Below are 26,311 nucleotides of genomic sequence, written 5' to 3'. Positions count from 1 at the left end.
TAGCGTAGTCAAGGCTGCGCTCAGACAGGCACCCGCCAGGCGAGGAAATTGTCCGGCACGATTTTCCGGGAGGAACGAGGACGTGGAATACACCACTGGCGCGCCCTCGTGGCGGCTCGTGCTGCGGCGCGCGCTCGGCGGTTTCCGGCCACGCCGGCGCGCCCAGCGCACCCGCGGCTGGTCCGCTGTGGTTCCGCTGATCGCGCTGGCCGCGGGCCTGCTCTTCACCACGTCGGCGCGGACGGCGGACGGCACGGCCCTGCGCGACGACCGGCGGCCCCAGCTGGCCCAGCTGATCGCCGACAAGCGGGTACGCCTCGACGCGCGCGAAAAGACAGCGGCCAAGCTGCGCGCCACGGTCGACCAGGACACGGCCCAGCTCGCCGAGGTCGACCCCCAGGTGGCGAAGGCCCGCAAGGACGCCGACGCGCTGCGGGCGCCGGCCGGCTTCACGGCCCTGCAGGGCTCCGGGGTGACGGTCACCCTCGACGACTCGTCCCGCCGCAGCAACGAGTTCTCCGACGCCAACGCCCCCGACAACGACGATCTCGTCGTCCACCAGGGTGATGTCCAGGCCGTGGTCAACGCGTTGTGGGCCGGAGGGGCCGAGGCGATGTCGATCATGGATGTCCGCGTTATCTCGACGAGCGCGGTACGCTGTGTCGGCAACACGCTGCTGCTTCACGGCCAGGTCTTCTCGCCACCGTTCAAGATCACGGCGATCGGCGAACCCACAGCGATGCATCGCGCGTTGGAGTCCGCGGAAGGGGTCCAGCAATTCCGGGATGCAGTCGCCGACTTCGGCCTCGGCTACACGGAAAGGGTCGAGAAGAACGTGACAGTGCGGGCGTACGACGGATCGAGTGATCTCCGATCCGCGCAGGTTGCCGGGTAATGGCCGCTCCGGACAAGCCGGCCGGCAGCGCCGGGTCGGGTCGCCACCGAGCGCCCGACGGCGACGCACAGACGGCCTACATCCCCCGAATCACCGACGCCTCCCCCGACGGCGTCCCCGGCGGCCCTTTGGCCCCTCCGGTCGGCCTCAGCGGCTCCCAGACCACTCCGATCCGCCCACCGGCCCCCACGACACCACCGGCGGCCACTCCCGACCCCGAGCCCGCGCTGCCCCCTTTCCCGGCCCGTCAGGACCAGGCAACAACCTTCCCGGCCCGCCAGGACCCCGCAGCCCCGTTCTCAGCCGGCCAGGACCCCACCGCCTTCCCCGCGCGCCAGAACCCCGAAGCCTCCCCAACGGCCTTCGGCACACGGCAAGACACCCCCGCCTCGACAGCCTTCCCGGCAAGCCAGGACTCTGCAGCCCTTTCCGCGGCCTTCCCGGCCCGTCAGGAGCCCGCCGCCCCTTCGGCGGCCCTCCCGGACTGGCAGGAGCGCCCCGGACAGCGCTCGACGGCCTTCTCTAGCCGCCCGGACCAGCCTGCCGCCTTCCCCGAGCCCCAGCCGCCGGCCGCCGCCGAGACCGCCATCCTGCGGCCCGACGCGGCCACGCAGCAGCGCATCTCCTCGGCCCGCAACACGCCCGACGAGCTGGACGCCGCGGTCAGCGCCGCCCGTCAGCGCCCGATCGAGCACGCCGCACCCACGCCGCAGCAGTTCGACTTCTTCGGCGCCCCCATCGTCGAGACCCCCGGCCCCAACGGAAACGCCGTCGACTCCGCCCCTCGCACCAGCGCGCCGGCCAGCCCTTTCGACCTCGCGACCCCCGAGAGCGCAGCACCCGCCACCTTCGGACCAGCAACCGCAGGAAGCACAGTCTCCAGCGCCTTCGGACCAGCAACCGCAGGAAGCGCGGCCTCCAGCACCTTCGGACCAACGACCGGGGGAAGCGCACCCTCCAGCGCCTTCGGACCAGCAACCGCGGGAAGCGCGGCTCCGAACACTTTCGGATCAGCGGCTGGAGGAGGCGCAGCTCCGAGCCCCTTCGAAACCCCGGCACGAGGGAACAACGGCTTCGAGCCAGCCGCCCACGGAAGCGCTGTCCCTGGCGCGTTCGAAACCGCAGCCCGCGGAGGCGCAACACCCAACGCCTTCGAAACCGCAGCGCGCGGAAGCGCGACACCCAACCCCTTCGAAACCGCAGCTCGGGCAAGTGTGTCGCCCAACGCCTTCGATTCCGCAGCTCGCAGCAGTGCGGCGCCGAGTGTGCTCGGATCCGCTGGAGTCGTCAGCGGGTCAGCGGCGCCGACCTCGCCGAGCGGCTTCGACTCCGGGGTGAACGGCTTCTCGTCGTCCTCTTTCGAGCGGCACGACACCGGCCTCACCGCGCTTCAGGCGGGCAGCGCCGACACCTACCCGGCCTCGGGCGCGACCACCTCGTCCACTCCGTGGCAGCCCGCGCATAACGACCAAAGCCACCAACCCGCTCAAAGCTGGCAAAACGGCTCCAGCTGGCCTTCGGAAGCTCGAGAAGCCGGCCGGGCTCCTGAGGCGCCTACGAGCCTGCTCCCCGCCGTACCACCAAGCAGCTCTCAACCGCCCCTGCGGGAAGCCACCGCGCTCTTCTCCGCAGTGCCCGGTAAGGCGGCGCAAGCCGCCAAGGTCAAGGCCGAGCCCGACGCCGCCCTCGGTGCCGCGCCGGCCGTGCCGCCGTCACCGGGTGGACCCAAGCCCACCGGAGAGGTAGTCGACGAGGTGGAGCCCAAGCGGGGCGAAAAGGTGGTCAAGCTGCGCCCGGAGCAGACCGGTGAGGGCTACAAGAGCGTCTACTCCGAGCTGACCCGGCCCACCGTCGCGTCGCGGGTCCGTGGCGGCATCCGGATCTCCGGCGAGCTGATGATCACCTTTGGACTGATCGTCCTGCTCTTCGCCGGCTACGAGGTGTTCGGCAACTCGGCCAAGGTCCAGGCCGAGCAGGACACTCTCGCCACCGAGCTCGACCAGGCGTGGAACGACCCCACCGTCGCCCCGGCCGCCTCCGCTCCCGCGGCCAAGGCGCCCGACGCGCCCGGCGCCAACCTGGTCGGCCGGCTCTACATCCCGAAGCTCGACAAGAAGTGGGTCGTCGTCGACGGCGTCACGCCGGCCGACATCCGCTACGCCCCGGGCCACTACCCCGACTCGGCCGATCCGGGCCAGGTCGGCAACTTCTCGGTGGCCGGCCACCGGATCAAGAAGATCTTCTGGCGGCTCGACGAGCTCAAGGACGGCGACGTCATCGGTGTGGAGACCCGCACCAACTGGTACGTCTACCGGGTCTACGCCCAGGAGGTCGTCAAGCCGACCGCCGTCGAGGTCGTCGCGCCGGTGCCGGGCAAGCCCAAGGCCAAGCCGTCGAAGGCGCTGCTCACGCTGACCACCTGCAACCCGAAGTACAACAACTACCAGCGACTGATCATCCACGCCGAGCTCGTCTCGACGTCGAAGCGCGACCAGAAGCTGCCCGACGCCGGCATGCCGACCCCGATCAAGACGGGGGCCTGAGGCCGATGTACGCCTGGATCTGGCGGAAGCTGCCGTTCGGCTTCTGGGGCAAGCTCACGAGCTCGCTCGGGCTGATCGCGGCCACCACCGCCCTGCTCTGGTACGTGGTGTTCCCCTGGGCCACCCCGCTGCTGCCCTTCGACGACGTGCAGGTCGGCACGGGCACCGAGCAGCAGGGCCCCGATCCGAACTCGGTCGACTCGGACAGCCCCGATCACGGGCCGGACGAGATCCCGTACAGCACCGAGTCGAACGAGCCGCATCCCTCCGAGACCGCCACCACCGGCGGCGGCGATCTTCCGGGTAATTGACGGGTGAGTGACGTGCGCATTCTGGTCATCGACAACTACGACTCGTTCGTCTTCAACCTGGTGCAATATCTGGGCCAGCTCGGCGCCGAGTGCGTGGTGCGCCGCAACGACGAGATCTCCGTCGAGGACGTCGGCACGTTCGGCGCCGCCGGCGTGCTGCTCTCGCCGGGCCCGGGCACACCGGAGCGGGCCGGCATCATGATGGACGTCATCAAGGCGTACGCCGGTCAGGTTCCGATGTTCGGTGTCTGCCTGGGTCATCAGGCGATCGGCGCCGCGTTCGGCGCCACCGTCACCCGCGCGCCCGAGCTGCTGCACGGCAAGACCTCGCTGGTGCACCACACCGGTGAGGGCGTGCTGTCCGGGTTGCCCGAGCCGTTCACCGCGACCCGCTACCACTCGCTGGCCGTGCTGCCCGAGACCTTGCCGGCCGCGATCGAGGTGACCGGACGCACCGAGTCGGGCGTCGTCATGGCGATGCGCCACCGCGAGCTGCCGATCGAGGGTGTGCAGTTCCACCCGGAGTCGGTGCTGACCGAGGGCGGTCACACCATGCTGGCGAACTGGCTCGCCTCCTGCGGGCTGCCGTCGGCCCTGGAAAAGGCGCCGCCGCTCGCCGCCGAGGTCGAATCCCGGCGCCGAGCGGCGTTCGCGACCGCTTAGTCCTGCCGGTAGGCCAGCAGATCGTTGCTGAGCACGCCACCACCCGTGCCACCGCCGTTGCCCGGCGGCGGCGTCGTGGTCTGGTTGGGGTCGGGCGTGTCGGTCGGGTCGGGCGGGGTGGTCTGCTCGGCGATGACCGTGAGGGTCACCTTGCCGCCCTTGGCGACCGACTCGCCGGCCTTCGGGTTCTGGTCGACGACAGTGCCGGGGGTGCCGTTCGGGTCGTCGACGGTCTGGATGCTGACGTTGAACGGTCCGGCGTTGTCGAGGATGCCCTCGGCCACCGCCTGCTGGATGTCGGTCACCTTCGGCATCTTGACCAGCTTGCCGTTGGAGACCGCGACGTCGATGGTCGTGCCCGGCTCGACCGTCTTGCCCTGCTTCTCGACCTTGGTCACGACGCCGGTCGGCTGGATGCTGTCGACCGTCTGGAAGTTGGGCTTCAGGCCCAGCTCGCGCAGCCGCGCTTCCGCGTTGTCCTTGGTGCCACCGACCAGGCCGGACGGCACGGTGACCTCGTCCGGCTTGTTGCAGAGCTGGTAGGAGACCTGCGTGTCGACGGTGACCTTCTCGCCGGCCTTGGGGGTCTGGCTCTCGACGGTGCCGTCGCAGTCGGTGTCCTGCCGCGGCTTCTCCGCCGAGATCTTGGTGAAGCCGGCCTTCTCCAGCGCCTCGATCGCGTCGTCGTTGCTCAGGTTCTCGAGGTTGGGCACGGCCACCAGCGCCGGCGTCGACTGGGTCGGCGTCGGCGTCGTGGTCGGCTTGTCGTCGTCGCGGGTCATGGCCAGGGCCACGCCGAGCACGATCACGACCAGCACACCGAGCGCGGCCAGCGACGCCCACACCCACGACGAGCGGCGGTCCTGCTGGCCGGGCGGCATGCCGCCGACCGGGCGCTGCATGGTCGTCGCGGCCTGCGGCTGCCACTGCCGGGGCTGCGGGCCCTGCTGCAAGGCCATCGTCTCGGCCTGCGACATCACCGGGGTGGCCAGCACCGGGCGACCGGAGACGGCGCGCAGCGCGTCGGCCCGCATCTCCTGGGCGCTCTGATACCGGTTGATCGGGTTTTTCGCGAGCGCCTTGAGCACGATCGCGTCGACGTCCGGCGGAACCTCGTGGTTGATCTCGCTGGGCGCCTTGGGGTCTTCCCGGACGTGCTGATAGGCCACGCTGACCGGGCTGTCGCCGACGAACGGCGGATGCCCGACGAGCAGCTCGAAGAGCACGCAACCGGCCGCGTACACATCGGAGCGGGCGTCGACGGCCTCGCCCCGGGCCTGCTCGGGTGACAGATATTGCGCCGTGCCGATGACCGCGCTGGTCTGCGTCATGGTGGTCGCGCCGCTGGCCAGAGCCCGGGCGATACCGAAGTCCATGACCTTGACCTGGCCGTTCTGCGTGATCATCACGTTGCCGGGCTTGATGTCCCGGTGGATGATCCCGTGCCGGTGGCTGAACTCCAGGGCGGCGTCGATGTCGGCGATGATCTCGAGGGCCCGCCGCACCGGGAGGCGCTGCTCCTGGGCCAGGACCTCCTTGAGGGTCCGCCCGTTGACGAACTCCATGACGATGAACGGCAGCTTCTCGCCGGTGGCCGAGATCTCTTCACCGGTGTCGTAGACGGCCACGATCGCCGGGTGGTTCAGGGCCGCGGAGTTCTGCGCCTCGCGGCGGAACCGCTCCTGGAACGTCGCGTCGCGGGCCAGGTCGGTGCGCAGCATCTTGATGGCCACGTCGCGGCCGAGCCGGAGATCGCGTCCCCGGTGCACCTCGGCCATGCCGCCGTAGCCCAAGAGCTCGCCGACCTGATACCTGCCACCGAGCAGGCGGGCCTGCGCCGTCATAACGTCTGTCGTCCTTCGTTCGCTGAGATCCAGCCGGGGTTGGCGCCCGTCTGTGTGGTTAGACGGTACGACGCCGCCGGCGGTGCCCCGCCATCGACGCCCGTGTGGAATTCGGCCGCGTTGTCCTGGCCCTGCTTGAGGAGGAACGAGATGACCCCCGCGCAGAGCAGGACCAGCAGCGCGAGAACCACGGCGAGCACGATCAGCACCTGCCGCCCGCCGGAGCTTTCCGGCTTGGCGGCCGGGGCCGGCTGTGATTGATACGGCTGGCGGTAGGGCTGCGGTTGAACCGGCGGCCCGGATGGTACGGAGGCGGCGCCGCGGGCGCCGGAGACGGGCCGCTGCACCGGAGGATATTGCGGTCGGGCGCCCCCGCCCACGACCGGCGAGCCGGGCATGGACGGACCGGACGGCGGCCGCGGGGCACCGGCCGGGCTGACCGGCGGCGCGGCCCGCATCGGCTGCGGAGCGCTCGCGGGCTGCTGGGCGGTGGCGGCCAGCGACGCCGCGGCCTGGCGGGCGATCGCGGCCATCGCCGAGGCCGACGGCCAGCGGGCGGCCGGGTCTTTGGCCATGGCGCGGTCGACGATGCTGCGCACCGCGGGCGGGATGTCGCCGGGCAGCGGGCGCGGGTTGTCCCGGACGTGCTTCATCGCGATCTCGAGGGGCGTGGCCCCGTCGAACGGCCGGTGGCCGGAGAGGCACTGATAGGCGACCACGCCCAGCGCGTACACATCGGAGGCGGGCGTGGCGACGGCGCCGGACGCCTGCTCGGGTGAGATGTACGAGGCCGTGCCGAGCACCGAGCCGGCCACGGTGAGCTGCCCGACCAGCGCCGACCGGGCGATGCCGAAGTCGGTGAGCACGAGCGTGCCGTTCGGGCGCACGAGCAGGTTGCCCGGCTTGACGTCGCGGTGGACGATGCCGTTCGCGTGGGCGGCCTGCAACGCGTCGGCGGCCTGGGCGACCAGCGCCATCGTGCGGGCCGGGGTCAGCCGGCCGACCCGGCTCAGCGTCCGCGAGAGCGCGTCGCCCTCGACGTATTCCATGACCAGGAACGCGAGCTGCTGGTCACTGCCGTAGTCGTAGACGTCGACGACGCCGGGGTGGTTGATCGTGGCCATGGTGCGCGCCTCGCCCCGGAAGCGCTCGGCGAAGCCCGGCTCGTCGAGCAGCGCGGGCAGCAGGATCTTGACAGCGACGGTCCGGCCCAGCACCTCGTCGGTGCCGCGCCACACGTCGCCCATCCCACCGCCGGCGATCCGCTCGTCGAGACGGTAGCGCCCGCCGAGGGTCACCCCAGGGCTGATCATGCTCAGTCCCCTCCCCGACCGGCCGCGGCCTTCATGATGAGCCCGGCGATCCGGGCCGCCTCGGCGCTGGCATGGCCGCCGGGCACGTTCTCCAGCATGACGCAGACCGCGGAGACCGCCTCACCCTTCTCGTTGTAGGCGAACCCGATGAACCAGCCGTGCGGGTCGGCGCCCTCGGCGTTCTGGGCCGTACCGGTCTTGCCGCCGACCTCGAAGCCGCTGATCTTGGCCTTCTTGCCCGTGCCGTTCTTGACGACGCTGACCATCATCTCCTTGAGATCGGAGGCGACGGTCTCGTTCACCGGCGTACGCAGGGTCTTGGGGTCGGCGTTGTAGATCGAACGGCGGTCGGGGCTGAGCAGCTGCTGCACCAGGTACGGGCGCATCTGCTTGCCGCCGTTGGCCACCGTCGCGGCGATGAGCGCGCCCTGCAACGGCGTCATCCGCACGTCGCGCTGGCCGATCGACGACTGGGCCAGGGCCCCCTTGTCGACGCTGCCGTCCGGGTTGGCGATCTTGCCGGTGTCGCTGGCCGCCACCGGCAGCCCGTCACCCTCGAGGTTGCCGACCTTGAGGCTGTCGTCCTCGAAGCCGAACGCCTTCGCCGCCGCCAGCACCTTGTCGCGGCCCAGGGTGACGCCGAGCTTGGCGAAGCCGGTGTTGCAGCTCTCGGTCAGCGCCTCGTTGAGAGTGACCTGGCCGCCGGGGCAGACCTCGTCCTCGGCGTTGCGGATGACCGCGCCGCTCTCCTCGTACTTGCTGCCGGCCGGGATCTCGGTCTGCTGGTTGTAGCCGTTCTGCAGGGCGGACGCCGCGACGATCACCTTGAACGTGGACCCGGGCGGCAGCGTCTCCTGCGTGGCCCGGTTCAGCAGCGGCTGATCCTCGTCCTTGTTGAGCTTGTTGTACGCCGCCGCGGCCGCCTTCTCGTCATGACTGACCAGCGGGTTCGGGTCATAGCTGGGGATCGACACCATGGCCTGCACCGCGCCGGTCTGCGGGTTGATCGCGACCGCCGCGCCCTTCTGCACGTCACGCTGGTTGTTGAGCAGCTGCTTGTACGCCGTTTCCTGCGCACTGGGGTTCAAGGTCAGCACGACATTGCCGCCACCGGTGTCGTTGCCGGTGAACATGTCCTTCACCCGGTCGGCGAACAGCTTGTCGCTCTCGCCCGACAGGAAGTCGTTCTCGCTGTTCTCGATGCCCGTGGCGGCCAGCCCCACCGGGCGGTAGCCCAGCACCGGCGCGTAGACCTCCTTCCGGGGGTACACGCGCAGGTACTTCAGGGTGTCGTCGGTGACCTTGTTGGTGGCCAGGCCGATGCCGCCCGCCTCGATCACGCCGCGCGGGCGCTCGTACTGCGCCACCACGACCCGGCGGTTGTACTCGTTCGTCCGGTAGGCGTCGGCCTTGTACGCCTGCACCCAGTTGAGGTTGGCGAACAGCAGGCCGAACAGGACCAGGATGACCACGCCGGCCCGGCGAAGGGGTGCGTTCACGGCTTGATCACCTCCGTCATGGCGCCGTGGAGCTGGGTGGGGGCCTTCTTGGGTCCGCCGGGGCGGTCGACGCCGCCACCGCTCGCCGCAGGCCCCCGGGCCGCGTTGGAGATTCTCAACAGCATCGCGATCAACAACCAGTTCGCCATCAGCGACGAGCCACCCGCCGACAGGAACGGCGTGGTCTGACCCGTGAGCGGAATAAGTCCGGTGATGCCACCCAGGATGACGAAGACCTGCAAACCGAGGGTGAACGCCAGGCCGCCGGCGACCAGCTTGCCGAACGAGTCGCGCACCGCCAGGCCGGCCCGCAGGCCGCGCTCGACGATCAGCAGATAGATCACCAGCAGCGCGGAGAGGCCGAACAGGCCGATCTCCTCACCCATGCCGGCGAAGATGAAGTCGGTGCGCACCTCGGGCACGAAGCCGGGCGACCCGGAGCCCGGGCCGGAGCCGAACAGCCCGCCCGTGCCGAGCGCGAGCAATCCCTGCACGAGCTGATAGCTGCCGCCCACCCGGTCGTAGTTCTCCGTCGCGAACGGCTCGAGCCACACCTCGGCCCGGTCGTAGAAGTTCGCGAACGGGCCACCGACCGAGGCGCCCAGCAGATAGGCGAGGTAGACGCCGCCGAAGAACAGCAGCAGGCCGATGATCAGCCAGCTGGCCCGCTCGGTGGCCACGTAGAGCGTCACGACGAACAGGCCGAAGTAGAGCAGCGCCGTGCCCAGGTCCTTCTCGAAGACCAGAACCAGGAGGCTGAGCAGCCACACCGTGACGACCGGGCCCAGGTCGCGCCCGCGCGGGAAGTCGATGCCGAGGAACCGGCGGCTGGCCAGCGAGAGCACTTCCCTCTTGCGGACCAGGTAGTACGCGAAGAACGAGACCAGGGCCAGCTTGGCGAACTCGCCGGGCTGGATCGAGAACGAGCCGACCCGGATCCACAGCTTGGCCCCGTTGATCTCGGACAGGCTCGACGGGAGCACGGCCGGGATCATGACGAGCACGATGCCGACCAGGCCCAGGGTGTACGCGTAGCGGGAGACCACCTTGTGGTCGCGCACCACGAGCAGCAGCACCGAGGCCAGGATCAGCGCGGCCAGCGTCCAGGCCAGCTGCCGCCCGCCCGTGCCGGCGAAGAAGCCCGGCTCGGGCTCGTTGTTGGCGATCGAGCGGGCCAGGTCGAGGCGGCGCAGGAAGCCCACGCCGAGCCCGTTGACCAGGGCCACAGCGGGGATCAGGACCGGGTCCGCGTACGGCGCGGTGTAGCGCACCACGACGTGCAGCCCCAGGAAGAGCACGCTCAGCAGCGCCGCCGGCACCCAGAAGGTCGGGGTGATCTTGTCGAACTGATTCGCCTCGACGATGGCGCCGTACGCCGCCACGAGCGCCATCGCGAACGCGAGCAGACCCAGCTCGGCGTTCCGCTGGGTCTTCATTCCCGGGATACGCGACATCTCACCCGTGGAGCTGGGTGTGGGAGCCGGTACGGCGGGCGCGGTCAAGAGGTATCCCCAGACGTTGTCGAGCCGGAGCTCAGTTGACTGTCCGGCACCCGACCGGATCGACGACCGGGGGCGCGGACTCGGTTGCCTGAGCCGACGGCGGAAGAGCGGGTGCGGTGGTGGCGACGCCCGCCGACGCCGGCGCCGTGGGGGCCGGAGTGGTGGGAGCCGCAGCCGCCGCGGCGGCCGTGGTGCACAGCGGTTTCAGGTTCGGGTTCGACGGCTGGTCGACGGTGAGCTCGGTCAGCATGCGTTGGGCGTCCGGCCGGTCCTCGGCGTGGATGCCCTGTTTCACCCTGTCCTGAGCGACCGAGGTCAGGTCGTCGAGCCGGGTCGGGCTGGTCTCGTTCACCGTCGACAGGTCGAGACCGGCGATCTGCCCCGGCACGCCGCGGAATATCGCGATCTGACCCGCGTCGGTCGCACCGACGTAGTACTGGTCCTGGGTGTAGCGGTAGCCCAGCCAGAGACCGCCGCCGAGCACACCGAGCAGCACGAGCACGAGCAGGCTGGTGCGCACCGGGTGGCCCTTGGGCGCCGGCTCGTCCTGCTGCTGCGGCTCGGGCTGCGGCTGCGCCGGCCGCGGGGCCTGGAGCGCGGCGGCCCGCGAGGCCGGCGTGGAGGCGTCGGCGACCGTGTTGTTGCCCCGGTCGATGGAGGCGGCGCCGCCCACGATGGGCGCCTGCTCGACGATGTCGTGGTCGGTCGCGTCCGCGATCACCACGGTGATGTTGTCGGGACCACCGCCGCGCAGCGCGAGCTGCACCAGCCGCTCCACACACGCCTGCGGGTCGGCGATCTCCCGCATCGTCTGGCCGATCGTGTCGGCGCTGACGACGCCGGACAGGCCGTCGCTGCAGATCAGGTAGCGGTCACCCTTGAGCACCTGGCGAACCGAGTACTCCGGGTCGATGTCCCGGCCGTCGAGGGCGCGGGTCAGCAGCGACCGCTGCGGATGGCTGCTCGCCTCCTCGGGGCTGACACGCCCCTCGTCGACGAGCATCTGCACGTAGGTGTCGTCCTTGGTGATCTGGGCGAACTCACCGTTGCGCAGCAGGTAGGCCCGGCTGTCGCCGATGTGCACCATGCCGAACTTGCTGCCCGAGAAGAGGACAGCGGTCAGCGTGGTGCCCATGCCCTCGAGCTGCGGGTTGGCGTCGACGGTGTCACGCAGATGTTGGTTGGCGAGACCGACCGCGTGGCGCAGCGCGTCGACCAGAGCGTCGCCGGGGACGTCCTCGTCGAGCGGCGCCATCGCGGCGATGACGATGTTGGAGGCGACGTCACCGGCGGCCATGCCGCCCATCCCGTCGGCGACAGCAAGCAGCCGCGGCCCGGCGTAGACGGAGTCCTGGTTCAGGTCTCGGATCAGACCGCGGTCGCTCTGAGCGGCGTAGCGCAGGGTCAGGGTCATGGCCGTAACTCGAGTGAAGTGCGACCGATTCGGATCGGTACGCCAAGGGGGACGGGAGTAGGTCCGGAGACCTTACCGCGGTCGAGGTACGTGCCGTTCGTCGAGCCGAGATCCTCGACGAACCACTGACCGTCCCGCGGCACGAGCCGAGCGTGCCGAGCGGAGGCGAAATCGTCGGTGATGATGAGGGTGGAGTCCTCAGCACGACCGATAGTGATAGGTGCCTCACTCAGCGTGATGCGCGTGCCGGCCAACTGACCGGCGGTCACCACGAGTTGCCGTGCCGCCTTACCGCGCTTGGCCTTCGCCGGCGGCGGACCCGAGGGCACCGCGCCACCCACCCCCCGAGGGCTGGCGACGATGCCCTTGGACCGAACCCCGGCGAAGAGATCCTTACGGATCACCCCCACCACCGTGAACACGAAGATCCACAGAAGGATGAGGAAGCCGAACCGGGCGACGGTGAGGACGAATTCGGGCAAGGTCGCTAGCCGTCCACTCGGAAGGTGAGCGTGGTCGTCCCGAGCTGGATCATGTCGCCCGGGTTCAGAGCCACGGCCGAGACCCGCTGGCCGTTGACCATGGTCCCGTTCGTCGACCCGAGATCGGTCAGCACGACCTGGTTGCCGTCGTAGTCGAGCCGCGCGTGCCGCCGCGAGATGCCGACGTCGGGCAGGCGAAGGTTCGCCTGGTCGCCCCGGCCGATCACGGTCGAGCCCATCTGGAGCGGGTACGTGCGCCCGTCACCGGAGATGAGACCCACGCTGCCGCGCCCGTTCGGCACGCCGCCACCGTGCTGCTGGTAGCCACCCTGGTCGTAGGGCGGGTACTGCGGCCCGGCGTCATAGGCCGGCTGCTGCACCGGGGCGACCTCGCCACCGGTGTAGACCTCGGCGGTGACGCGGAACATGCCCGTGTCGAGCCCGTCCCCACGCTCGATCTCGACGATCACGTCGCCGTAGACCGTCCAGGCCTGCTCACCGATGAACTCGGCCTGAGACTGGGCCAGCTCCTGGGCCAGCGCGGCGGCATAGGGCGCCAGCCGGCTGTGGTCATAAGGTGAGAGGTCGATCACGTAGCGGTTCGGCACCAGCGTGCGGCCACCGGCCAGGATGGCCTTGTGCGCCTCTGCCTCCCGCTGCATGGCATTCAGAATCTCCACAGGGTGCACGACACCCTTGAACACCTTGGCGAAGGCCCCTTCGACCAGGCCTTCCAATCGCTTCTCAAAGCGCTGCAGCACGCTCACCGGCTCCTCCTCGGCTTCCGAGGACATGATGGTATCCGGCCGCCGCTTGCGCATCTGTAGCTCAAGGACGACCGGCACTTCTGACCCTCGTATGACACCCGTAGACGCCGTGCTAGTCTTCTCGGCGTCACAGGCGATATCAACTCGCATGGTGACCAGCGACAGCGTAGTCTGTCGCAGCTAGTAACAAAAAGGCAGGCCTTAGGGCAGGCCTCATAGCCACGGGGATGTGGCGGAATGGCAGACGCGCACGGTTCAGGTCCGTGTGTCCGAAAGGACGTGGGGGTTCAACTCCCCCCATCCCCACGAGACGCTGGGCGCCTTGTGTTCGCTGAGGAACGCGAACCAAGGCGCCTCGTCATATCTACCTGGGGGGCGACCCCCCAGACCCCCACGGTGCGGTGGGCGCGGTGAGTTAGGCGGCCGCGCTTAGGGCTCGGGGCTCGTGTGGGTGAAGTTTTCTTGAGTGAGATTTCTTCAGTCTGAAGTTTCTGACAGGTGCCAGGTCACGATTTGGAATCGCGCCGTGTCTGTGAGGCTCGGGCGCGTCGCGGGGAGAAGTGGAACTACCCGATTTGTTCCCCCGCGGGGTTGGGGTGGGGTCCCGTTGCGACGGCTCACTGGTTTTGATCGCAAGGGGCTGGGGTCTGCAACCGGGGTTTGGTTGCGGACCCCAGACGCTTGTGATCCCCTCGTCAGCCGCCGCAGCGGGACCCCACCCCAACCCCAACCACCCACAAAGCCCGCACCCAATCGTCAGACGGGGTCCCAGCAGCGATGGCCGGGGTCTGGGGCGGAGCCCCAGGAAAAAGAAGCCCAGGAATAAGTAGCCCCGGCGCGAACGCTCGGCGGGATGACTCCTCTACCCCACCGCTATGCTCACCGGCGAAAATCGACAGGTGGCCGAAACCCCATGGAGCGTGCTGTGACCGCCAACCAGACCGACGTCCATTCGGGCAAGCGCAGCGTCCTAGGCGTCCTGGTAGACATCACCGACTACGCCACCGCCACCCAGAAGATCATCGAGGCCGCCCACGCCCGCCACCCCTACGCGGTGACGGCCCTGGCCGTGCACGGCGTCATGACCGGCGTGGAGGACAAGGCCCACAACGCCCGCCTCAACTCTTTCGACCTGGTGACCCCCGACGGCCAGCCCGTCCGCTGGGCCTTGAACCTTCTCCACAAGGCCAACCTGGCCGACCGCGTCTACGGCCCCACCCTGACCCTCAAGGTCGTGGAGCAGGCCGCCGCCGACGGCCTTCCTGTTTATCTGTACGGCTCCACCCAGCCCACCCTCGACCGCCTGATCCCGGCCCTGGAGGGCATGTTCCCCGCGCTGAAGATCGCCGGCGCCGAACCTTCGAAGTTCCGCTCCAACCACCCGGGCGAACAGGAAGAGATCGCCGAGCGGATCAAGGCGTCCGGCGCCCGCATCGTCCTGGTCGGTCTGGGCTGCCCGCGGCAGGAGATCTTCACCTACGCGATGCGTCCGCTTCTCGACATGCCGCTGCTGGCCGTCGGCGCCGCCTTCGACTATCACGCCGGCTTGCTCAAGAACCCTCCCGCGTGGATGCAGAAGTACGCCCTGGAGTGGCTGTGGCGTCTGGGTCTGGAGCCCAAGCGCCTGTGGAAGCGGTACATCCTGCTGAACCCCGCCTACCTGGCCCGCTTGGCCGCCCAGCGCAGCGGTCTGTGGAAGGCGACTCCGCCCGCTCCCGCCACCGAACCTGTCACGACCTTCGCGGTCTAGGACAAATCGCTCCACTGTGGGTGCTCGGGGATGACCCGGGTGTCGGAGAACACTCCCCTACGGGTGTCGGTCCGGTGATAACCCGGTTTCGCTTCGTGCGCGCCGGGTGAAGGCTGGTCGATGTGAACACCGTTGCGGACCTCATCCTCGCCGGCGCCCTGGTCGCGGTCTGGCTCACTGCCGGGCTGCTGGCCGACAGGCTGTCGGCCGCCCGTTCGGCGCGTGAGCTCCGGCGCCGCGCCGCCCTTCTCACCGCGCTGGTCGCGGCCGGCGCTTCGGTGTTCGTCGCCGTCCCGGTCGTGACCGGTCTCATGCCGGGCGATTCGTCAGCTCCGGCGGCCGCGCTGGCCTCGGCCGTGCCGGCTCTGATCGTGCTGACCGCGAGCCTGCACCGGCTGGGCCGGGTGCGTCGCGGCGCGGGGGCGTTCGTCTCTGCTCCGCAGACTCCCGTTCCGCCGGGTCTGCGTGCCGCGGCCGCTCACCCGCTGATGTTGGTGCCGCTGCAGGTGACCGCCCTGGCCACACTGCTGGGCCTGCCGATCGCGGCCCGGGTGGTGGAGGTGCCCGGCGCCGACCTCGCCGGCATCGCGATCACCGTGGTGGGCGTCGCCGTGCTGGCCATCGGAATCCGGGCCGCCTTGCGGCACAGCCGTCTCAGCGTGCTGGTGCTGGCCCCGATGGGGCGCGGCCGGCCGAGGGTCCCGGCCGGCATCCGCTAGTTCTTCTTGGCCTCTTGCACGTAGAGCAGCTCGAGGATCGAGCGGGCCGCTTCGAACCAGCGGTCCAGCCAGTCCGACGGCGGCAGCGTTCCCCGGGCCGGCAGTTCCATGAGCAGGCCGCGGAGCAGCGGGTGATCGGCCATCGACTGCGATCCGGAGTCGGGCCAGCCGCTGGACGGGAAGACCGGCTCGGACAGGCCCTGCATGTCGAGCGACGGCAGCTTGGCCGCGCGGTCGAGCGGACTGATCGGCTCGATGCTGTGTGACCTGCCCGGCGACCGGACCGGCAGCCCGGACGAGCTGTCGCTGGTCTCCGAAAGTGCGTCGCGCCGGTTCTGGCGGTACGCGCTGACTCCTCCGCTGAACCGGTCCTGCGCCGTGGAGGAGGATCCGTTGCTGAGGTTTTCCGAACCGATCGTCATATGTCTGCCCTGCCTCGCTAGCTTTTGGCGGTTCAACGAGGCGGCTACGGAAATGACTACGGCCGGCTCTCCCGCTCGACGGGAGGGCCGGCCGCGTGGTGACAGGACCGCGAGGTCAGAGGTCGAACTCGCCGTCCTTGGCGCCGCCGACGAACGCGTCCCACTCGGCGGCGGTGAAGATCAGCGCCGGACCGTCCGGGTTCTTGGAGTCGCGTACGGCTATGGCCTCATCCACGAAGGCCACTTCGACGCAGTTGTCGGAGTTCGGGCCGCTGCGCGTGCTCTTGAACCACTGTGCGCGGCTCAGATCGAGCCGGAAACCCTTCGATTCGACTTCCACAATGGCTCCTCTACCAGCATTTCAATCATCTCGATGGACTCCTCCGGGGGGAGGGCCGTCGCCTGGATGTTCTCGAAGATGGAGATGTACTTGCCGAGCTCCTCGGCCTTCTCCAAAAACAGACCACCGGTCGCGTTGTCGATGTAGACCACGTCCGCGTCCCCCTCCTCCTCGAACTCGAGAATGGCGAACGTGCTGTCCATGCCCGCATGCGCACCGACGGCGAACGGCAAGATCTGCAAGGTGACGTTCGGCAACCGCGCGGCATTGATCAATTTCGCCAATTGATCACGCATCACCGCGTCGCCGCCGACCGGCCGGCTCACCACCGCCTCATCGAGCACCACCCAAAGATCGATCGGATCGTCCTGAATCAATAACGACTGCCGCTCCATCCGGACGCGCACTCGCTGCGCGATTTCCTGGTCGTTGTCCCCCGACCGGGCGGCCCGAATCATCGCAATTGCATACTCTTCGCTCTGCAACAAACCGGGGATGACCTGCTGTTCGTACGTCCGGATGGACCTGGTGGCCGCCTCGAGTCCCACATAGGCGCCGCTCAAAACCGTTGAAAAGGGATGCCACCACCCCTTTTGCCGCGCTTCTCGGGCAATTTGGACAAGCTCTTGCATCACCGCGGCACTTACGCCATAAATGTCCAGCATGGCGGCGACATCGGCGGGCGTGGCGCTCGTATGACCCGTCTCGATACGGGACACTTTGGACGTCGAACACCCGATTCGCTCGGCCACCACGTCGATCGTGATTCGGGCCGCCTCCCGGTGCCGGCGCAACTCGACCCCGAGCCGGCGGCGGCGAATGGTGGGACTGCGATGCTGATTCACGAGCACCAGTCTCCCTGTCGATCATTTAATGATTCAAGTTGACGGCCGCCAAGACCAACAATCACGGATGGCTGACATGCAACTTGCATCGATCGAACTCGTAGTGCAATCTTTTCGGTATGGCTCGCGTCACTCTGTCAACTTGGAGGATGCGGCCGAGCGCGGCCCAGTGCACCGATGCGGCGCCGATTACGCGGTGCCGATCCTCGCCGCGTCCGAATTGGACTGATCCACTAGGGATCCTCCCGCGGCATCGGTCATGGTGACGTTCTGCAACGCTTTCGGTGATTGGCATCATCGGATGCTTGCAATGGCGTTTCTGCCGTGCACACTTGTTGCTTCCGTGTCAAGGTTCACCCCGAGACGAATACAGGGCAGGAGTTGACGTGTTACCTCGGTCCGGTGATGTCATACACGTGACAAAGGCGGCCAGCGTCCAGTTCGCGGCGCCGATGCTCTTCCGTGTCATCCGGGTTCATGACTGGCCCACGTACGAGGGCTGGATCTGGCTGGACGGTTACGAGCTCAACCCCTCGGGAGACGCGGTCGAGCGACGATCCATCTTCGTCCAGGTCAGCGGCCTGCGCGCCGTCGGCAAGGCGCCCGACCCCCGGGCGCGCAACGGCCGGCAGCCAGGCCTGGGAAGCGGTGTGGTCCAGGCCCGTTCGCGGGCCAACCGCTGACCGTCACTGACCGTCGGTGTCGGCGCCCGGTGTGGCGCCGGTGGTCGCGGTCGTCGTCGGCACGGTCGTCGTGCCCTCCGCGGCGACCAGGAGCGTGACGACAGTGTCCGGTGGTACTTCCTGCCCCTCCGCCGGGTCACTGTCGAACACGGTCCCCGCCGGCGCGTTCACCACGCGGTAGATGATCCGGTAGTTCAGGCCGGTGGCGTTCAGCGCCGACTGGGCTGCCGGAAGCGCCAGCCCTCGCAGCGCGGGCACCGTGACCTCGGTGTCCGTCGGATCGGTGGTGTTGCCGGTCGGCGACGTCGTGGTCGGTGCCGTGCTCGGCGTGGTGGTCTCCGTGGTCGTCGTCGCGGTCGTGGTGGCGATGCGCGTGGGCGCGGCCGCCGACGAGGTCGTCGCCACCGGCGCCGGCGTGTCGTTGCTGTCGTCGTCCTGCACGATCACGTAGATCGCCCAGGCCAGGACACCGAGCAGGACCAACGCGATGATGCCGACGACGATCGGCATCCACCAGCGGTCACGCCCTCGCGGCTCGGCGTCGGCGGCCGCCCAGTCGACCTCCGGATATCCCCGGCCCGGTTGCGGCGCGCGCACCTCGGCCCGCCCCGACCAGGCCGGATTGGCCCGGCTGGGCGCCCAGTCGTCGACCGGCATGACAGTGGTCGGCTTGTCTTTGTAGGCCGGCACAGTCCGTACGTCATCAAGCGTGTCGTCAGGCCGGCCGCCACCCGAAAGCGTGTCGTCGTCCGAAGGCGGAGGCACCGGGGCGGAGGCCTTCGCGATCTCGCCGGCGGCCACGGTCTCGTCGACGGCCCCGGTCTCACCGGCGGCCTTGGTCTCGCCGACGGCCTTTGCCTCGCCGGCGGCCTTTGTCTCGTCGTCCACGGCTGGCAGGTCGAGCTGGGTCGCGTCATCGGCGGCGGGCTTCTCCGAGGGCTCGCCGGGCCGCTTCTCGTCGGACATCAGCCACTCCTCCGGCTAGGTCACCCGCAGGGGTCAACGTATCGAATCTTGGGGGACGTGTCTGGCCTCCCCGGGACAAACACACCAGGTCGGCCCGGGTGAAACGGCCATCCGTGCGGTTACCGACGGATTAGCAGGCATCGGCGCTTACCGCTACAGTGCCCGGCATGGCCGACAAACGGGCCGGCAACAAGGCCGACGATGGCTGGATCGCGCGAGTGGCCACCGCCGCCGGAGTGGCGGCGGGCGCCGGCGCCGCCCAGTTGGGCCTGGGCTACGGCCTGGGCGTGGTGGTCTGGCCGAGCGCCACGACACCGGACGACAGCGCCTGGCTCGGCAGTCTGGGCTGGGCCACATGGATAGCCGCGAGCGCCACGGTCTTCGGCGCGGTCATCGGCAGCCGGGTCCGAGGTGGCCCGGGCCCGAGAACCACCGGCGCCTGGCGTTTCGCCCTGGCCGCCTGCGCGGCCCTGGGCGCCTTGGTGACGGTCGCGCTGATCGCGCTTCCCGCGCGTTCGGCCGTACGCCCGGACACGTTCACACCCCAGGTCATCGCCGGCGGTTACGCGGCGATCGGCCTGCTCCTGGGCTTGATAGTGGCTTTCTGGGCGGTCTCGTCGACCCCGGTAGCGGCCAACCTGATCGCCACCACGGTCTGGCTGTGGGCCTTGGCGATCGCGGCGGTGATCGTCGAGCTGGCCACGAACCGCACGTCGGCCACCTATCTGACGAGCTGGCAGTTCGCCGAGGTCGCCTCGAGCGGCCGCTACGGCGCCATCTATTGGCCGAGCGCCCTCCTGACATTGGCCGCCGCCTTCTTGATCGGCGCCATAGCCGTGGCCGCGTCCGCCCGCCGAGGAGACCTGAGCGCGGCCGCCGCCACCTCCGGCGCCGCCGGCCCGCTGCTGGTCGCCTTCGCGTTCCTGGCCTTGGCCCCACGCTTGACCGGCGCCCTGGGCCCGATCGAGTCGGCGTACTTGATAGCCCCCTACGCCGTCCTCACCGGCCTGGCCGGCTCCGCGATGACCGTCGCCGCCGCACGCTCCACCGCCAATCGCCGAGCCACCCGAGCCGCCACAGCCCGCCCCACCCCCGCCGCCGCGACCCCCGTGATCCCACCGCCCGAGGCTCGGACCACCACATCAGTCGAGGCCAAAGCAGCGCCCGAAAAGCCCGCCAAAGCGAGAACCAGGCTGTTCGGCCGCTCAAAGGTCCCCACGCAGTCGGCCGCTCCCCAGACCGACAAATCACCCCAATCCTCGGATCACCCCAATGTCGGCCCGCCCGAAGTCCCCACCTCGAACGCAGCGCCGGCTACTACCTCGACCCCAGCTCCTACCGCGGCCGCCACCCCGACTCCACGTCCGGTCCCGACTGCGGCCGGAAACCCCGCCACCCCGGCTCCGCGTCCAGCCCCGAGTCCCGCTGCACCGCCCAACCAGAAGGCCACCAGCGGAAACGCCCAGCCGAGCGGCGTAAGCACCCGACCCGCGCCCAAGGCGGTCAAGCCGGCCGCCGAAAGGCCCGAGCCCGCCACCGGCGACGAGAAGACCGCTGAACTCAAGGCCCCGGTGGTGGACCCGGAGATCGCAGCCGCCGCCCGCCCGACGCGCCCCCGGCCCACGAAGAAGGCGGCTCCGAAATCGACGGTCGCGCCGCCACCGTCCACACCCACCATCGCCCAAATCAACCCAAAGCCCTCGAAAGAGGCTTAGCCACGCGGCACAGCGCCCGCCCTCCCCAAGGGGCCCCATCCTGCACAGCCATCCTCCCGAAAACGGCCGTGATCGCGTCAACAGCCTGTGGACAACGCGGGAATGTGGATAACCCGCGATCGGCGCCGGCTACGTGCTAGGCCACGTGTGGATCGGCTCGTTCGTCTGCTGCAAGGTCCAATAGCGGAGCAACATCTCGCGCAGCGCGGCCGGGCGCGTCAGGCCCCGATGCTGTTCGGCGTGGCGTACGACATCGGTCTGCCACGTGGCTCCGTTGCGGGCCAGCCGGCAGCGTTCGTCGATCACCGCCAACAGGCGGTCGCGCAGGGACGGGTCGACGCCGTAGAGATCCAGGCCGGCGTGCGCCTTCGGCAGCAGCACCGAGCGCACCAGGTCGGTGACCGCGATCTCGCCCTGGCCGGGCCACGTCATCGTCGCCTCGATGCCGGCCCGGGCGCCGGCGTGGAAGTTGTCCCGGGCCGCCGCGAAGGGCAGCCGTGACCAGATCGGGCGTTCCTCTTCGGCCAGCTGGCGCACCACGCCGAAGTAGAAGGCCGCGTTCGCCAGCAGGTCGATCAGGGTCGGGCCGGACGGCAGCACCCTGTTCTCCACCCGCAGGTGGGGGCGCCCTTCGGTGACGTCGTAGACGGGACGGTTCCACCGGTAGACCGTGCCGTTGTGCAGGCGCAGCTCACCCAGGTGGGGCACACCGCCCGCCCGCAGGACCTCGAACGGGTCCTCCTCGTCGAGGATCGGGAGCAGTGGCGGGAAGAATGTGACGTTCTCCTCGAACAGGTCGAACACCGAGGTGATCCATCGCTCGCCGAACCACACCCGCGGGCGTACCCCCTGGGCCTTGAGTTCGTCCGGGCGGGTGTCCGTGGCCTGCTGGAAGAGGGCGATCCTGGTTTCCGCCCACAGGCGCCGTCCGTACATGAACGGGGAATTCGCCCCGATCGCCACCTGCGGGCCGGCGATGGCCTGCGAGGCGTTCCAGAAGCGGTGGAAGCGGTCCGGTGGCACCTGGAGGTGGAACTGCACGCTCGTGCAGGCGGCCTCGGGGGTGATCGAATCGCTGGCGCTCTGCAACCGTTCGACGCCGTGGATGTCGACGCGGAATTGCTCACCGCGGGCGCCGGCCATCTCGTCGTTGAGCCGGCGGTACCGCTCGTTGGCGGAAAGGTTGTCGAGGACCAGGTCGCCGGGGGTGAGGGTGGGCAGCATGCCGATCATCACGAGGCGGCAGTCGGCCTTGGCGGCGGCGCGGTCGAGGCTGTCGCGCAGGGCGTGCTCGTAGTCGGCGAGGCCGTGGCCGCCGATCGAGCGGGGTGGGGCGTTGAGTTCGAGATTGAACTGGCCGAGCTCGGTCTGGAAGGCCGCGTCGTCGAGGCGGGCCAGCACCTCGGCGTTGCGCATGGCCGGCCGGGCGTCCGCGTCGATCAGGTTGATCTCGATCTCGAGGCCGGTCATGCCCTCACGCGACGCGAAGACGCCCTGGTCGAGCATCTGCGCGAACGCGTCGAGGCAGTGACGCACCTTCTGTCGGTACTGCACGCGATCTTCGGGTGCGAAACCCACTTGTCCTCCCGGCACGGCCAGGGACGAAACGGACGTCGATCACCACTCTGTGAGCGAACCTGTACGCCCGGTCCACCTTGCCATCCCGGCGGGAGGTAACACCAGTAAACGAAGAGCCGCCGTCCTGACATGCGGACGCATGCGGACGGCGGCTCTTCTGTGGACGATCAGGCGCGGCGAACGGCCTCGCCCTCGATCTCGATCTTGATCTTCTTGCTGACCATGACGCCACCGCTCTCGAGGGCCATGTTCCAGGTCAGGCCCCAGTCCTCGCGGTCGATCTCGGTGTGCGCGCTGAAGCCGAAGACCGACTGGCCGTACGGGCTCGTGCCGGCACCCTCGAACTCGACGACCAGCTCGACCGGCTTGGTGACGCCCTTGATGGTGAGCTCGCCGTCGAGGACGAACTCGGCGCCCGCGTGGCTCTTGATGCCGGTGCTGCGGAACTCGAGAGTCGGGTACTTCTCCGACTCGAAGAAGTCGCCGCTGCGCAGGTGGTTGTCGCGGTCGACCTGGCCGGTCTCGATGCTGGCGGCGTTGATCGACGCGGTGACGGAGGACTGCAGCGGGTCCTCGGCGATCGTGATCACGGCGCTGGCCTCGGCGAACTGGCCGCGAACCTTGCTGACCATGAGGTGTCGCGCCACGAACCCGACGCGCTTGTGCGCGGCATCCAGGTCGTAGGTGCCGGCGGCCGGGATCTGGAGACCCTCGAAGGCGCGAGTGGTGGCGACGGACTCGGTCATGACAATTCCTTCTCTCGAAGCACGGGACGGTCGGTGTTTGTCTGACACAGCAACTATATGCCAAGCAATATTCCACGTGTCAAGGGCCGGTGTACGATGGTCTTGTGAGTACGAACCTGGATGACCCCCGCTTCACCGCCTTCGGGCTGTTCGCCGAGGCGTTCACGGGGCTGACCAATCGTTTCGCCGCCCAGTTCGAGGAACACCGCCTCTCCGCCGTCGAGTTCGAGGTGCTGATGAGGCTTGCGCGCTCCCCTGGCCACCGGCTCCGCATGACCGACCTTGCCGGTCAGACCTCCCTTTCCACCAGTGGTGTCACCCGTGTCGTCGACCGGATGGACCGCGACGGCCTGGTCGTGCGCGAGGCCTGTGCGACCGACCGCCGCAGCTCGTACGCGGTGATCACCGATCTCGGCCGGCAGCGGCTCGACGAGGTGCTGCCCGGCCACATGGAGCTGCTCCAGCAGTGGTTCATCGGCCAGCTCAGCCCGGCCGAGCTCGACGGGTTGATGACCTCGCTCCGCCGCATCCGGGACGCGGTCAATCCCTGCGCCACGGCCGGCAGCGCCGACGACCAGGAACCCGCAGCAGCCGCCTGATCACGGCCGGTGGCAGCGCCGGGGAACAACCGGCAGAACTACCGGCAGGATCGGGCGACTCGGTGACCAAAAGGGACAAATCTTCCCGGCTTTGCAGCGCCGCACAGCTACTGTGATCCGCGCAGGGGGATGCGGCGCGACCGAGGCGCGTGCGGGGCTGACGGGGGAGCTTCGTTCTCGCCGCGTAACGGGTGGGGCGTTGCGATGGCCGGCGCGTGGGGGGCACGATCGCCGGCTGTCCGCGCCCCGCTCCCGTCAAGCGCCGAGTCGCGAGCGGTCTCGCGGAAGCAGCGTGATCCCGCCGGTCCGGCACAGATCGTCCAGCCGCCGCTCGGCCGCCTCCCGTTCCTCGGCGTTCGGCGTGCTGACGATCAGACCGACGAGAGCCTCGACCGTGTCTCTAGGGTCATGGCCTCCGTCGTACGCCTCGACGGCCGCCGAAAAGCACTCGGCCGCCCTCTTGTTCTCGCCCCGGCTGAGCGCCACCGCCGCCTCCACGACCGCGGCCGGGCCGTCCGGCGTCTGGTCCTCGTCGGGCCGGAGCTGATCGAGCACCGCGGCCGCCTCGGCCACGCGACCCGACTCGGCCAGCGCCTGGCCGATCGTGGCGAGCAGCCGCCGCCGGTGGTTCGGGTCGCCGACCTCGATCAGCTCGGTCATCGCGCTGCGCCCCAGCCGCTCGGCCTCGTCGGGATGCCCGTCCAGCCGTGCCACCTCGGCCAGGTTGGCCAGCGCCACCGCGCGCAGCCGGAGCTCGCCGCACGCGCCGGCCAGCTCGTCCACCGCGGCCAGGCGGCGCCGCGCGGCCGGCAGGTCACCCTCGCGGATCTCGTGCCAGGTCAGGTTGTTCTCGGCGATGGCCATGTCTCTCGTACGGCCACCGCGGCGCGCCAGGAGCAGCGCCGCCTCACCGTGCCGGCGCGCTTCGCCGAACCCGCCGGTGGTCATCCACAGGGACGCGAGCTGGGTGTGCGCGGTGAGCTGGCCGGCCGCCGAGCCGAGACGTTCGAACTCCTCCAGGGCCGACGCGGCCGAGCCGATCTCCTCCGCACCCGCGCCGTGTTCGAGCGCGAGCTGGGCCAGGCCGATGCGCGCCCAGGCCCGCACGGCCGGGTCGGCGTCGGCGGTGCGGGGGTCGTCGACGAGCCGCCGCAGCCATTGCCGCCCCGTGACGTCGCGCCCGCGGAACCGCCACCAGCGCGGAAGCGCGGCCGCTATCCGCAGCGCGGTGTGCGGATCTTCGCCGGCCGCGAAGACCAGCGCCGTGCCCAGGTCGCCGGCCACGCTGTCGAGACGGTCGGCCGCCTCGGCCAGCCGGACGCCGATCAGGTCGGGCGCCGTGCGCTGGGCGAGGTCGGCCAGGGCCCGCGCGTGCCGCCGTCGCGCCTCGGTGAGCTCGCCCTCGGCCGCCGCCCGCTCGGCCGCGAAGTCACGCACCACGTCGAGCAGCCGGAAGCGGAAGGCGCGGCGGCCACGGACGCTGAGCAGGCCGAGCTCGAGCAGCCGGTCGAGCAGGTGCACCACGTCGGCGTGGTCCTCGCCGATCAGTTGCTCGGCCAGTTCGAGCGACCAGCGGTAACGGAACATCGCGAGCCGGCGCAGGGCCCGCTGCTCGTCGGCGTCGAGCAGCCGGTAGCTCGCGGCCACGGCCTCGCGCAGCGACACCACGGTCTCGCGGGCCGGCAGCCCGGAGCCGGGCCGGTCGAGGTCGAGCACGCGATCGCCGTAACGGTCGAGGATCTCGGGGACGGTCAGCACGCGCCCGCGGGCGGCGGCCAGCTCGATCGCGAGCGGCAGCCCGCCGAGCCGGCGGACGAGGGCGGCCAGGGGCGCGACCTCGTCGGACTCCAGCTGCCGGCCGAGACGTTCCAGGAAAAGACCGACCGCGGGGTACGCCGACACGTCGGCCAGGGCGTCCGGGGTCTCGGGCGGCGGGGCGGTCAGCGGGGCCACCGGCCACACCCGCTCCGACCGCAGGCCGACCGGGTGGCGGCCGGTGGCGATGAAGCGCAGCTCGGGCAGCCGGTCGAGCAGGCGGGCCAGGCTCTCGGCGGCGGCCTCGGGCGAACGCTCGACCGCGTCGACGAACAGCAGGGCCGGCCGGCCGCCGAGCCGTTCGCGCAGGTCGTCGGGGCGGCCGACGCCGAACTCGGCGGCGATGCTGCCGAGCATCTCGCCGACCGTGCTGCCGTCGGTGATGACGACGCCGGCCACGCCGCCCGGATAGGCGTGGGCCACCTGGCGCGCGATCACGAAGGCGAGGCTGGTCTTGCCGACGCCGGCGATGCCGACCAGGGTGAGGCCGCGCGGGCCGTCAGGGTCGGTGAGTAGGGCGTCCAGCTCGGCCGTCTCGTCGTCGCGGCCGATCAGCTCGACGGTCTGCAGCACCCGCAGGAAGCCGGTCGGCGGCGCCGGCGGATCCTCAGTGGACTGGCCACGGGCCGCGGCCAGGAACGACTCGCGCTCGGCGCCGGCCAGGCTGAGTGCGGCCGCCAGCAGCTCGGCCGTCGTGCGCTGGGGACGGGACGCCCGGCCGCGCTCCAGATCGCGGACCGTCCGGACGCCGATGGCGGCCCGGGTGGCCAGTTCCTCCTGGGTCAGCTTGGCGGTCAGCCGGTGGCGGCGCAGCACGAGGGCGAAGCCGGAACCGGCCCGGTCATCCGCGTCATCAGCCGCCATGAGACCGAACCTATGCAGGGACGACGTGGCCCGCGA

Annotated in this window: 23 protein-coding genes and 1 tRNA gene; 10 read left to right on the top strand and 14 right to left on the bottom strand. The window is 69.9% G+C overall.

Going from position 1 to position 26,311, the window contains the following annotated elements; genetic code table 11:
* The first annotated feature begins 82 nt into the window (after positions 1-82).
* The 4 genes from ACQP2X_RS00290 to ACQP2X_RS00275 all read left to right on the top strand — a co-directional run bounded on the left by ACQP2X_RS00290 (position 83) and on the right by ACQP2X_RS00275 (position 4,412).
* Positions 83-895 carry a DUF881 domain-containing protein gene (locus ACQP2X_RS00290; RefSeq protein ID WP_498693561.1) on the top strand — a complete coding sequence of 271 codons (813 nt, stop codon included), beginning with the start codon at positions 83-85 and terminating at the stop codon, positions 893-895.
* Between the two features lie 1,631 nt (positions 896-2,526).
* A complete protein-coding gene (locus tag ACQP2X_RS00285; RefSeq protein WP_498693559.1) occupies positions 2,527-3,438 on the top strand; it encodes a class E sortase in 912 nt (303 codons plus the stop codon).
* Positions 3,439-3,443: 5 nt separating this feature from the next.
* On the top strand, positions 3,444-3,749 hold the full coding sequence (locus ACQP2X_RS00280) for a hypothetical protein (RefSeq protein ID WP_498693558.1): 306 nt from the start codon (positions 3,444-3,446) through the stop codon (positions 3,747-3,749).
* 12 nt (positions 3,750-3,761) lie between these two features.
* Positions 3,762-4,412 (top strand): aminodeoxychorismate/anthranilate synthase component II, encoded by a 651-nt coding sequence (locus ACQP2X_RS00275; protein WP_498693557.1) that lies wholly within the window; start codon positions 3,762-3,764, stop codon positions 4,410-4,412.
* On the opposite strand, the gene pknB is transcribed toward ACQP2X_RS00275, so the two are convergent.
* From pknB to ACQP2X_RS00240, 7 genes are all read right to left on the bottom strand, one after another.
* A complete protein-coding gene (gene pknB, locus ACQP2X_RS00270) occupies positions 4,409-6,256 on the bottom strand; it encodes a Stk1 family PASTA domain-containing Ser/Thr kinase (protein ID WP_498693555.1) in 1,848 nt (615 codons plus the stop codon). The genes ACQP2X_RS00275 and pknB overlap by 4 nt on opposite strands.
* Positions 6,253-7,569: a serine/threonine-protein kinase gene (locus ACQP2X_RS00265; RefSeq protein ID WP_498693554.1), complete on the bottom strand. Its 1,317-nt coding sequence runs from the start codon at positions 7,567-7,569 to the stop codon at positions 6,253-6,255. The genes pknB and ACQP2X_RS00265 overlap by 4 nt, the downstream gene beginning before the upstream one ends.
* A 2-nt stretch (positions 7,570-7,571) precedes the next feature.
* Complete coding sequence (locus ACQP2X_RS00260) at positions 7,572-9,068, bottom strand: peptidoglycan D,D-transpeptidase FtsI family protein (protein ID WP_498693552.1); 1,497 nt, start codon at positions 9,066-9,068, stop codon at positions 7,572-7,574.
* On the bottom strand, positions 9,065-10,522 hold the full coding sequence (locus tag ACQP2X_RS00255; RefSeq protein WP_179855513.1) for an FtsW/RodA/SpoVE family cell cycle protein: 1,458 nt from the start codon (positions 10,520-10,522) through the stop codon (positions 9,065-9,067). The genes ACQP2X_RS00260 and ACQP2X_RS00255 overlap by 4 nt, the downstream gene beginning before the upstream one ends.
* A 79-nt stretch (positions 10,523-10,601) precedes the next feature.
* Complete coding sequence (locus ACQP2X_RS00250; RefSeq protein ID WP_498693551.1) at positions 10,602-11,984, bottom strand: PP2C family protein-serine/threonine phosphatase; 1,383 nt, start codon at positions 11,982-11,984, stop codon at positions 10,602-10,604.
* Complete coding sequence (locus ACQP2X_RS00245) at positions 11,981-12,466, bottom strand: FHA domain-containing protein FhaB/FipA (protein ID WP_498693549.1); 486 nt, start codon at positions 12,464-12,466, stop codon at positions 11,981-11,983. The genes ACQP2X_RS00250 and ACQP2X_RS00245 overlap by 4 nt, the downstream gene beginning before the upstream one ends.
* A 5-nt stretch (positions 12,467-12,471) precedes the next feature.
* A complete protein-coding gene (locus tag ACQP2X_RS00240) occupies positions 12,472-13,260 on the bottom strand; it encodes an FHA domain-containing protein (RefSeq protein WP_498693548.1) in 789 nt (262 codons plus the stop codon).
* A gap of 196 nt (positions 13,261-13,456) precedes the next feature.
* Between ACQP2X_RS00240 and ACQP2X_RS00235 the strand changes: the two genes are divergently transcribed.
* The 3 genes from ACQP2X_RS00235 (at position 13,457) to ACQP2X_RS00225 (ending at position 15,702) form a co-directional block, all read left to right on the top strand.
* Positions 13,457-13,539 (top strand) — tRNA-Leu (locus tag ACQP2X_RS00235).
* Between the two features lie 619 nt (positions 13,540-14,158).
* Complete coding sequence (locus tag ACQP2X_RS00230) at positions 14,159-14,983, top strand: WecB/TagA/CpsF family glycosyltransferase (RefSeq protein WP_498693547.1); 825 nt, start codon at positions 14,159-14,161, stop codon at positions 14,981-14,983.
* A 122-nt stretch (positions 14,984-15,105) separates the two neighbouring features.
* Positions 15,106-15,702: a hypothetical protein gene (locus ACQP2X_RS00225; RefSeq protein ID WP_498693546.1), complete on the top strand. Its 597-nt coding sequence runs from the start codon at positions 15,106-15,108 to the stop codon at positions 15,700-15,702.
* On the opposite strand, the gene ACQP2X_RS00220 is transcribed toward ACQP2X_RS00225, so the two are convergent.
* The 3 genes from ACQP2X_RS00220 to ACQP2X_RS00210 form a co-directional block, all read right to left on the bottom strand.
* Entirely contained in the window at positions 15,699-16,124 is a 426-nt protein-coding gene (locus ACQP2X_RS00220) for a hypothetical protein (RefSeq protein WP_498693545.1), read from the bottom strand. The two genes, ACQP2X_RS00225 and ACQP2X_RS00220, sit on opposite strands and share 4 nt — an antisense overlap.
* A 115-nt stretch (positions 16,125-16,239) precedes the next feature.
* Complete coding sequence (locus ACQP2X_RS00215) at positions 16,240-16,464, bottom strand: DUF397 domain-containing protein (protein WP_097326882.1); 225 nt, start codon at positions 16,462-16,464, stop codon at positions 16,240-16,242.
* Positions 16,428-17,309 carry a helix-turn-helix domain-containing protein gene (locus ACQP2X_RS00210; protein WP_498693542.1) on the bottom strand — a complete coding sequence of 294 codons (882 nt, stop codon included), beginning with the start codon at positions 17,307-17,309 and terminating at the stop codon, positions 16,428-16,430. The genes ACQP2X_RS00215 and ACQP2X_RS00210 overlap by 37 nt, the downstream gene beginning before the upstream one ends.
* 386 nt (positions 17,310-17,695) lie before the next feature.
* Here ACQP2X_RS00210 and ACQP2X_RS00205 point away from each other — a divergent pair, with 386 nt between their 5' ends.
* Positions 17,696-17,992: a hypothetical protein gene (locus tag ACQP2X_RS00205; RefSeq protein WP_498693541.1), complete on the top strand. Its 297-nt coding sequence runs from the start codon at positions 17,696-17,698 to the stop codon at positions 17,990-17,992.
* 3 nt (positions 17,993-17,995) lie between these two features.
* Here the strand turns inward: ACQP2X_RS00205 and ACQP2X_RS00200 are convergent, their stop codons facing one another.
* On the bottom strand, positions 17,996-18,958 hold the full coding sequence (locus ACQP2X_RS00200; protein WP_498693540.1) for a PASTA domain-containing protein: 963 nt from the start codon (positions 18,956-18,958) through the stop codon (positions 17,996-17,998).
* Between the two features lie 167 nt (positions 18,959-19,125).
* Here ACQP2X_RS00200 and ACQP2X_RS00195 point away from each other — a divergent pair, with 167 nt between their 5' ends.
* Positions 19,126-20,673, top strand: a complete 1,548-nt coding sequence (locus tag ACQP2X_RS00195) for a Hansenula MRAKII killer toxin-resistant protein 1 (protein ID WP_498693539.1) — start codon at positions 19,126-19,128, stop codon at positions 20,671-20,673.
* Positions 20,674-20,802: 129 nt separating this feature from the next.
* Here ACQP2X_RS00195 and ACQP2X_RS00190 read toward each other — a convergent pair whose 3' ends face one another.
* Both ACQP2X_RS00190 and ACQP2X_RS00185 read right to left on the bottom strand, forming a co-directional pair.
* Positions 20,803-22,266: a glutamate-cysteine ligase family protein gene (locus ACQP2X_RS00190; protein ID WP_498693538.1), complete on the bottom strand. Its 1,464-nt coding sequence runs from the start codon at positions 22,264-22,266 to the stop codon at positions 20,803-20,805.
* A gap of 152 nt (positions 22,267-22,418) precedes the next feature.
* On the bottom strand, positions 22,419-22,997 hold the full coding sequence (locus ACQP2X_RS00185) for a YceI family protein (RefSeq protein WP_498656198.1): 579 nt from the start codon (positions 22,995-22,997) through the stop codon (positions 22,419-22,421).
* 104 nt (positions 22,998-23,101) lie between these two features.
* Here ACQP2X_RS00185 and ACQP2X_RS00180 point away from each other — a divergent pair, with 104 nt between their 5' ends.
* Entirely contained in the window at positions 23,102-23,596 is a 495-nt protein-coding gene (locus tag ACQP2X_RS00180; RefSeq protein WP_498693536.1) for a MarR family winged helix-turn-helix transcriptional regulator, read from the top strand.
* A gap of 255 nt (positions 23,597-23,851) precedes the next feature.
* Here ACQP2X_RS00180 and ACQP2X_RS00175 read toward each other — a convergent pair whose 3' ends face one another.
* Positions 23,852-26,275, bottom strand: coding sequence for an ATP-binding protein (locus ACQP2X_RS00175; protein WP_498693533.1), 2,424 nt, complete (start codon positions 26,273-26,275; stop codon positions 23,852-23,854).
* Positions 26,276-26,311 lie beyond the last annotated feature (36 nt).

This window comes from Actinoplanes sp. CA-131856 (assembly GCF_050956135.1).
GTDB lineage: Bacteria > Actinomycetota > Actinomycetes > Mycobacteriales > Micromonosporaceae > Actinoplanes.
The sequence above is the reverse complement of the archived record's forward strand: the minus strand, read 5'-3'. Positions and strand labels throughout refer to the sequence as shown.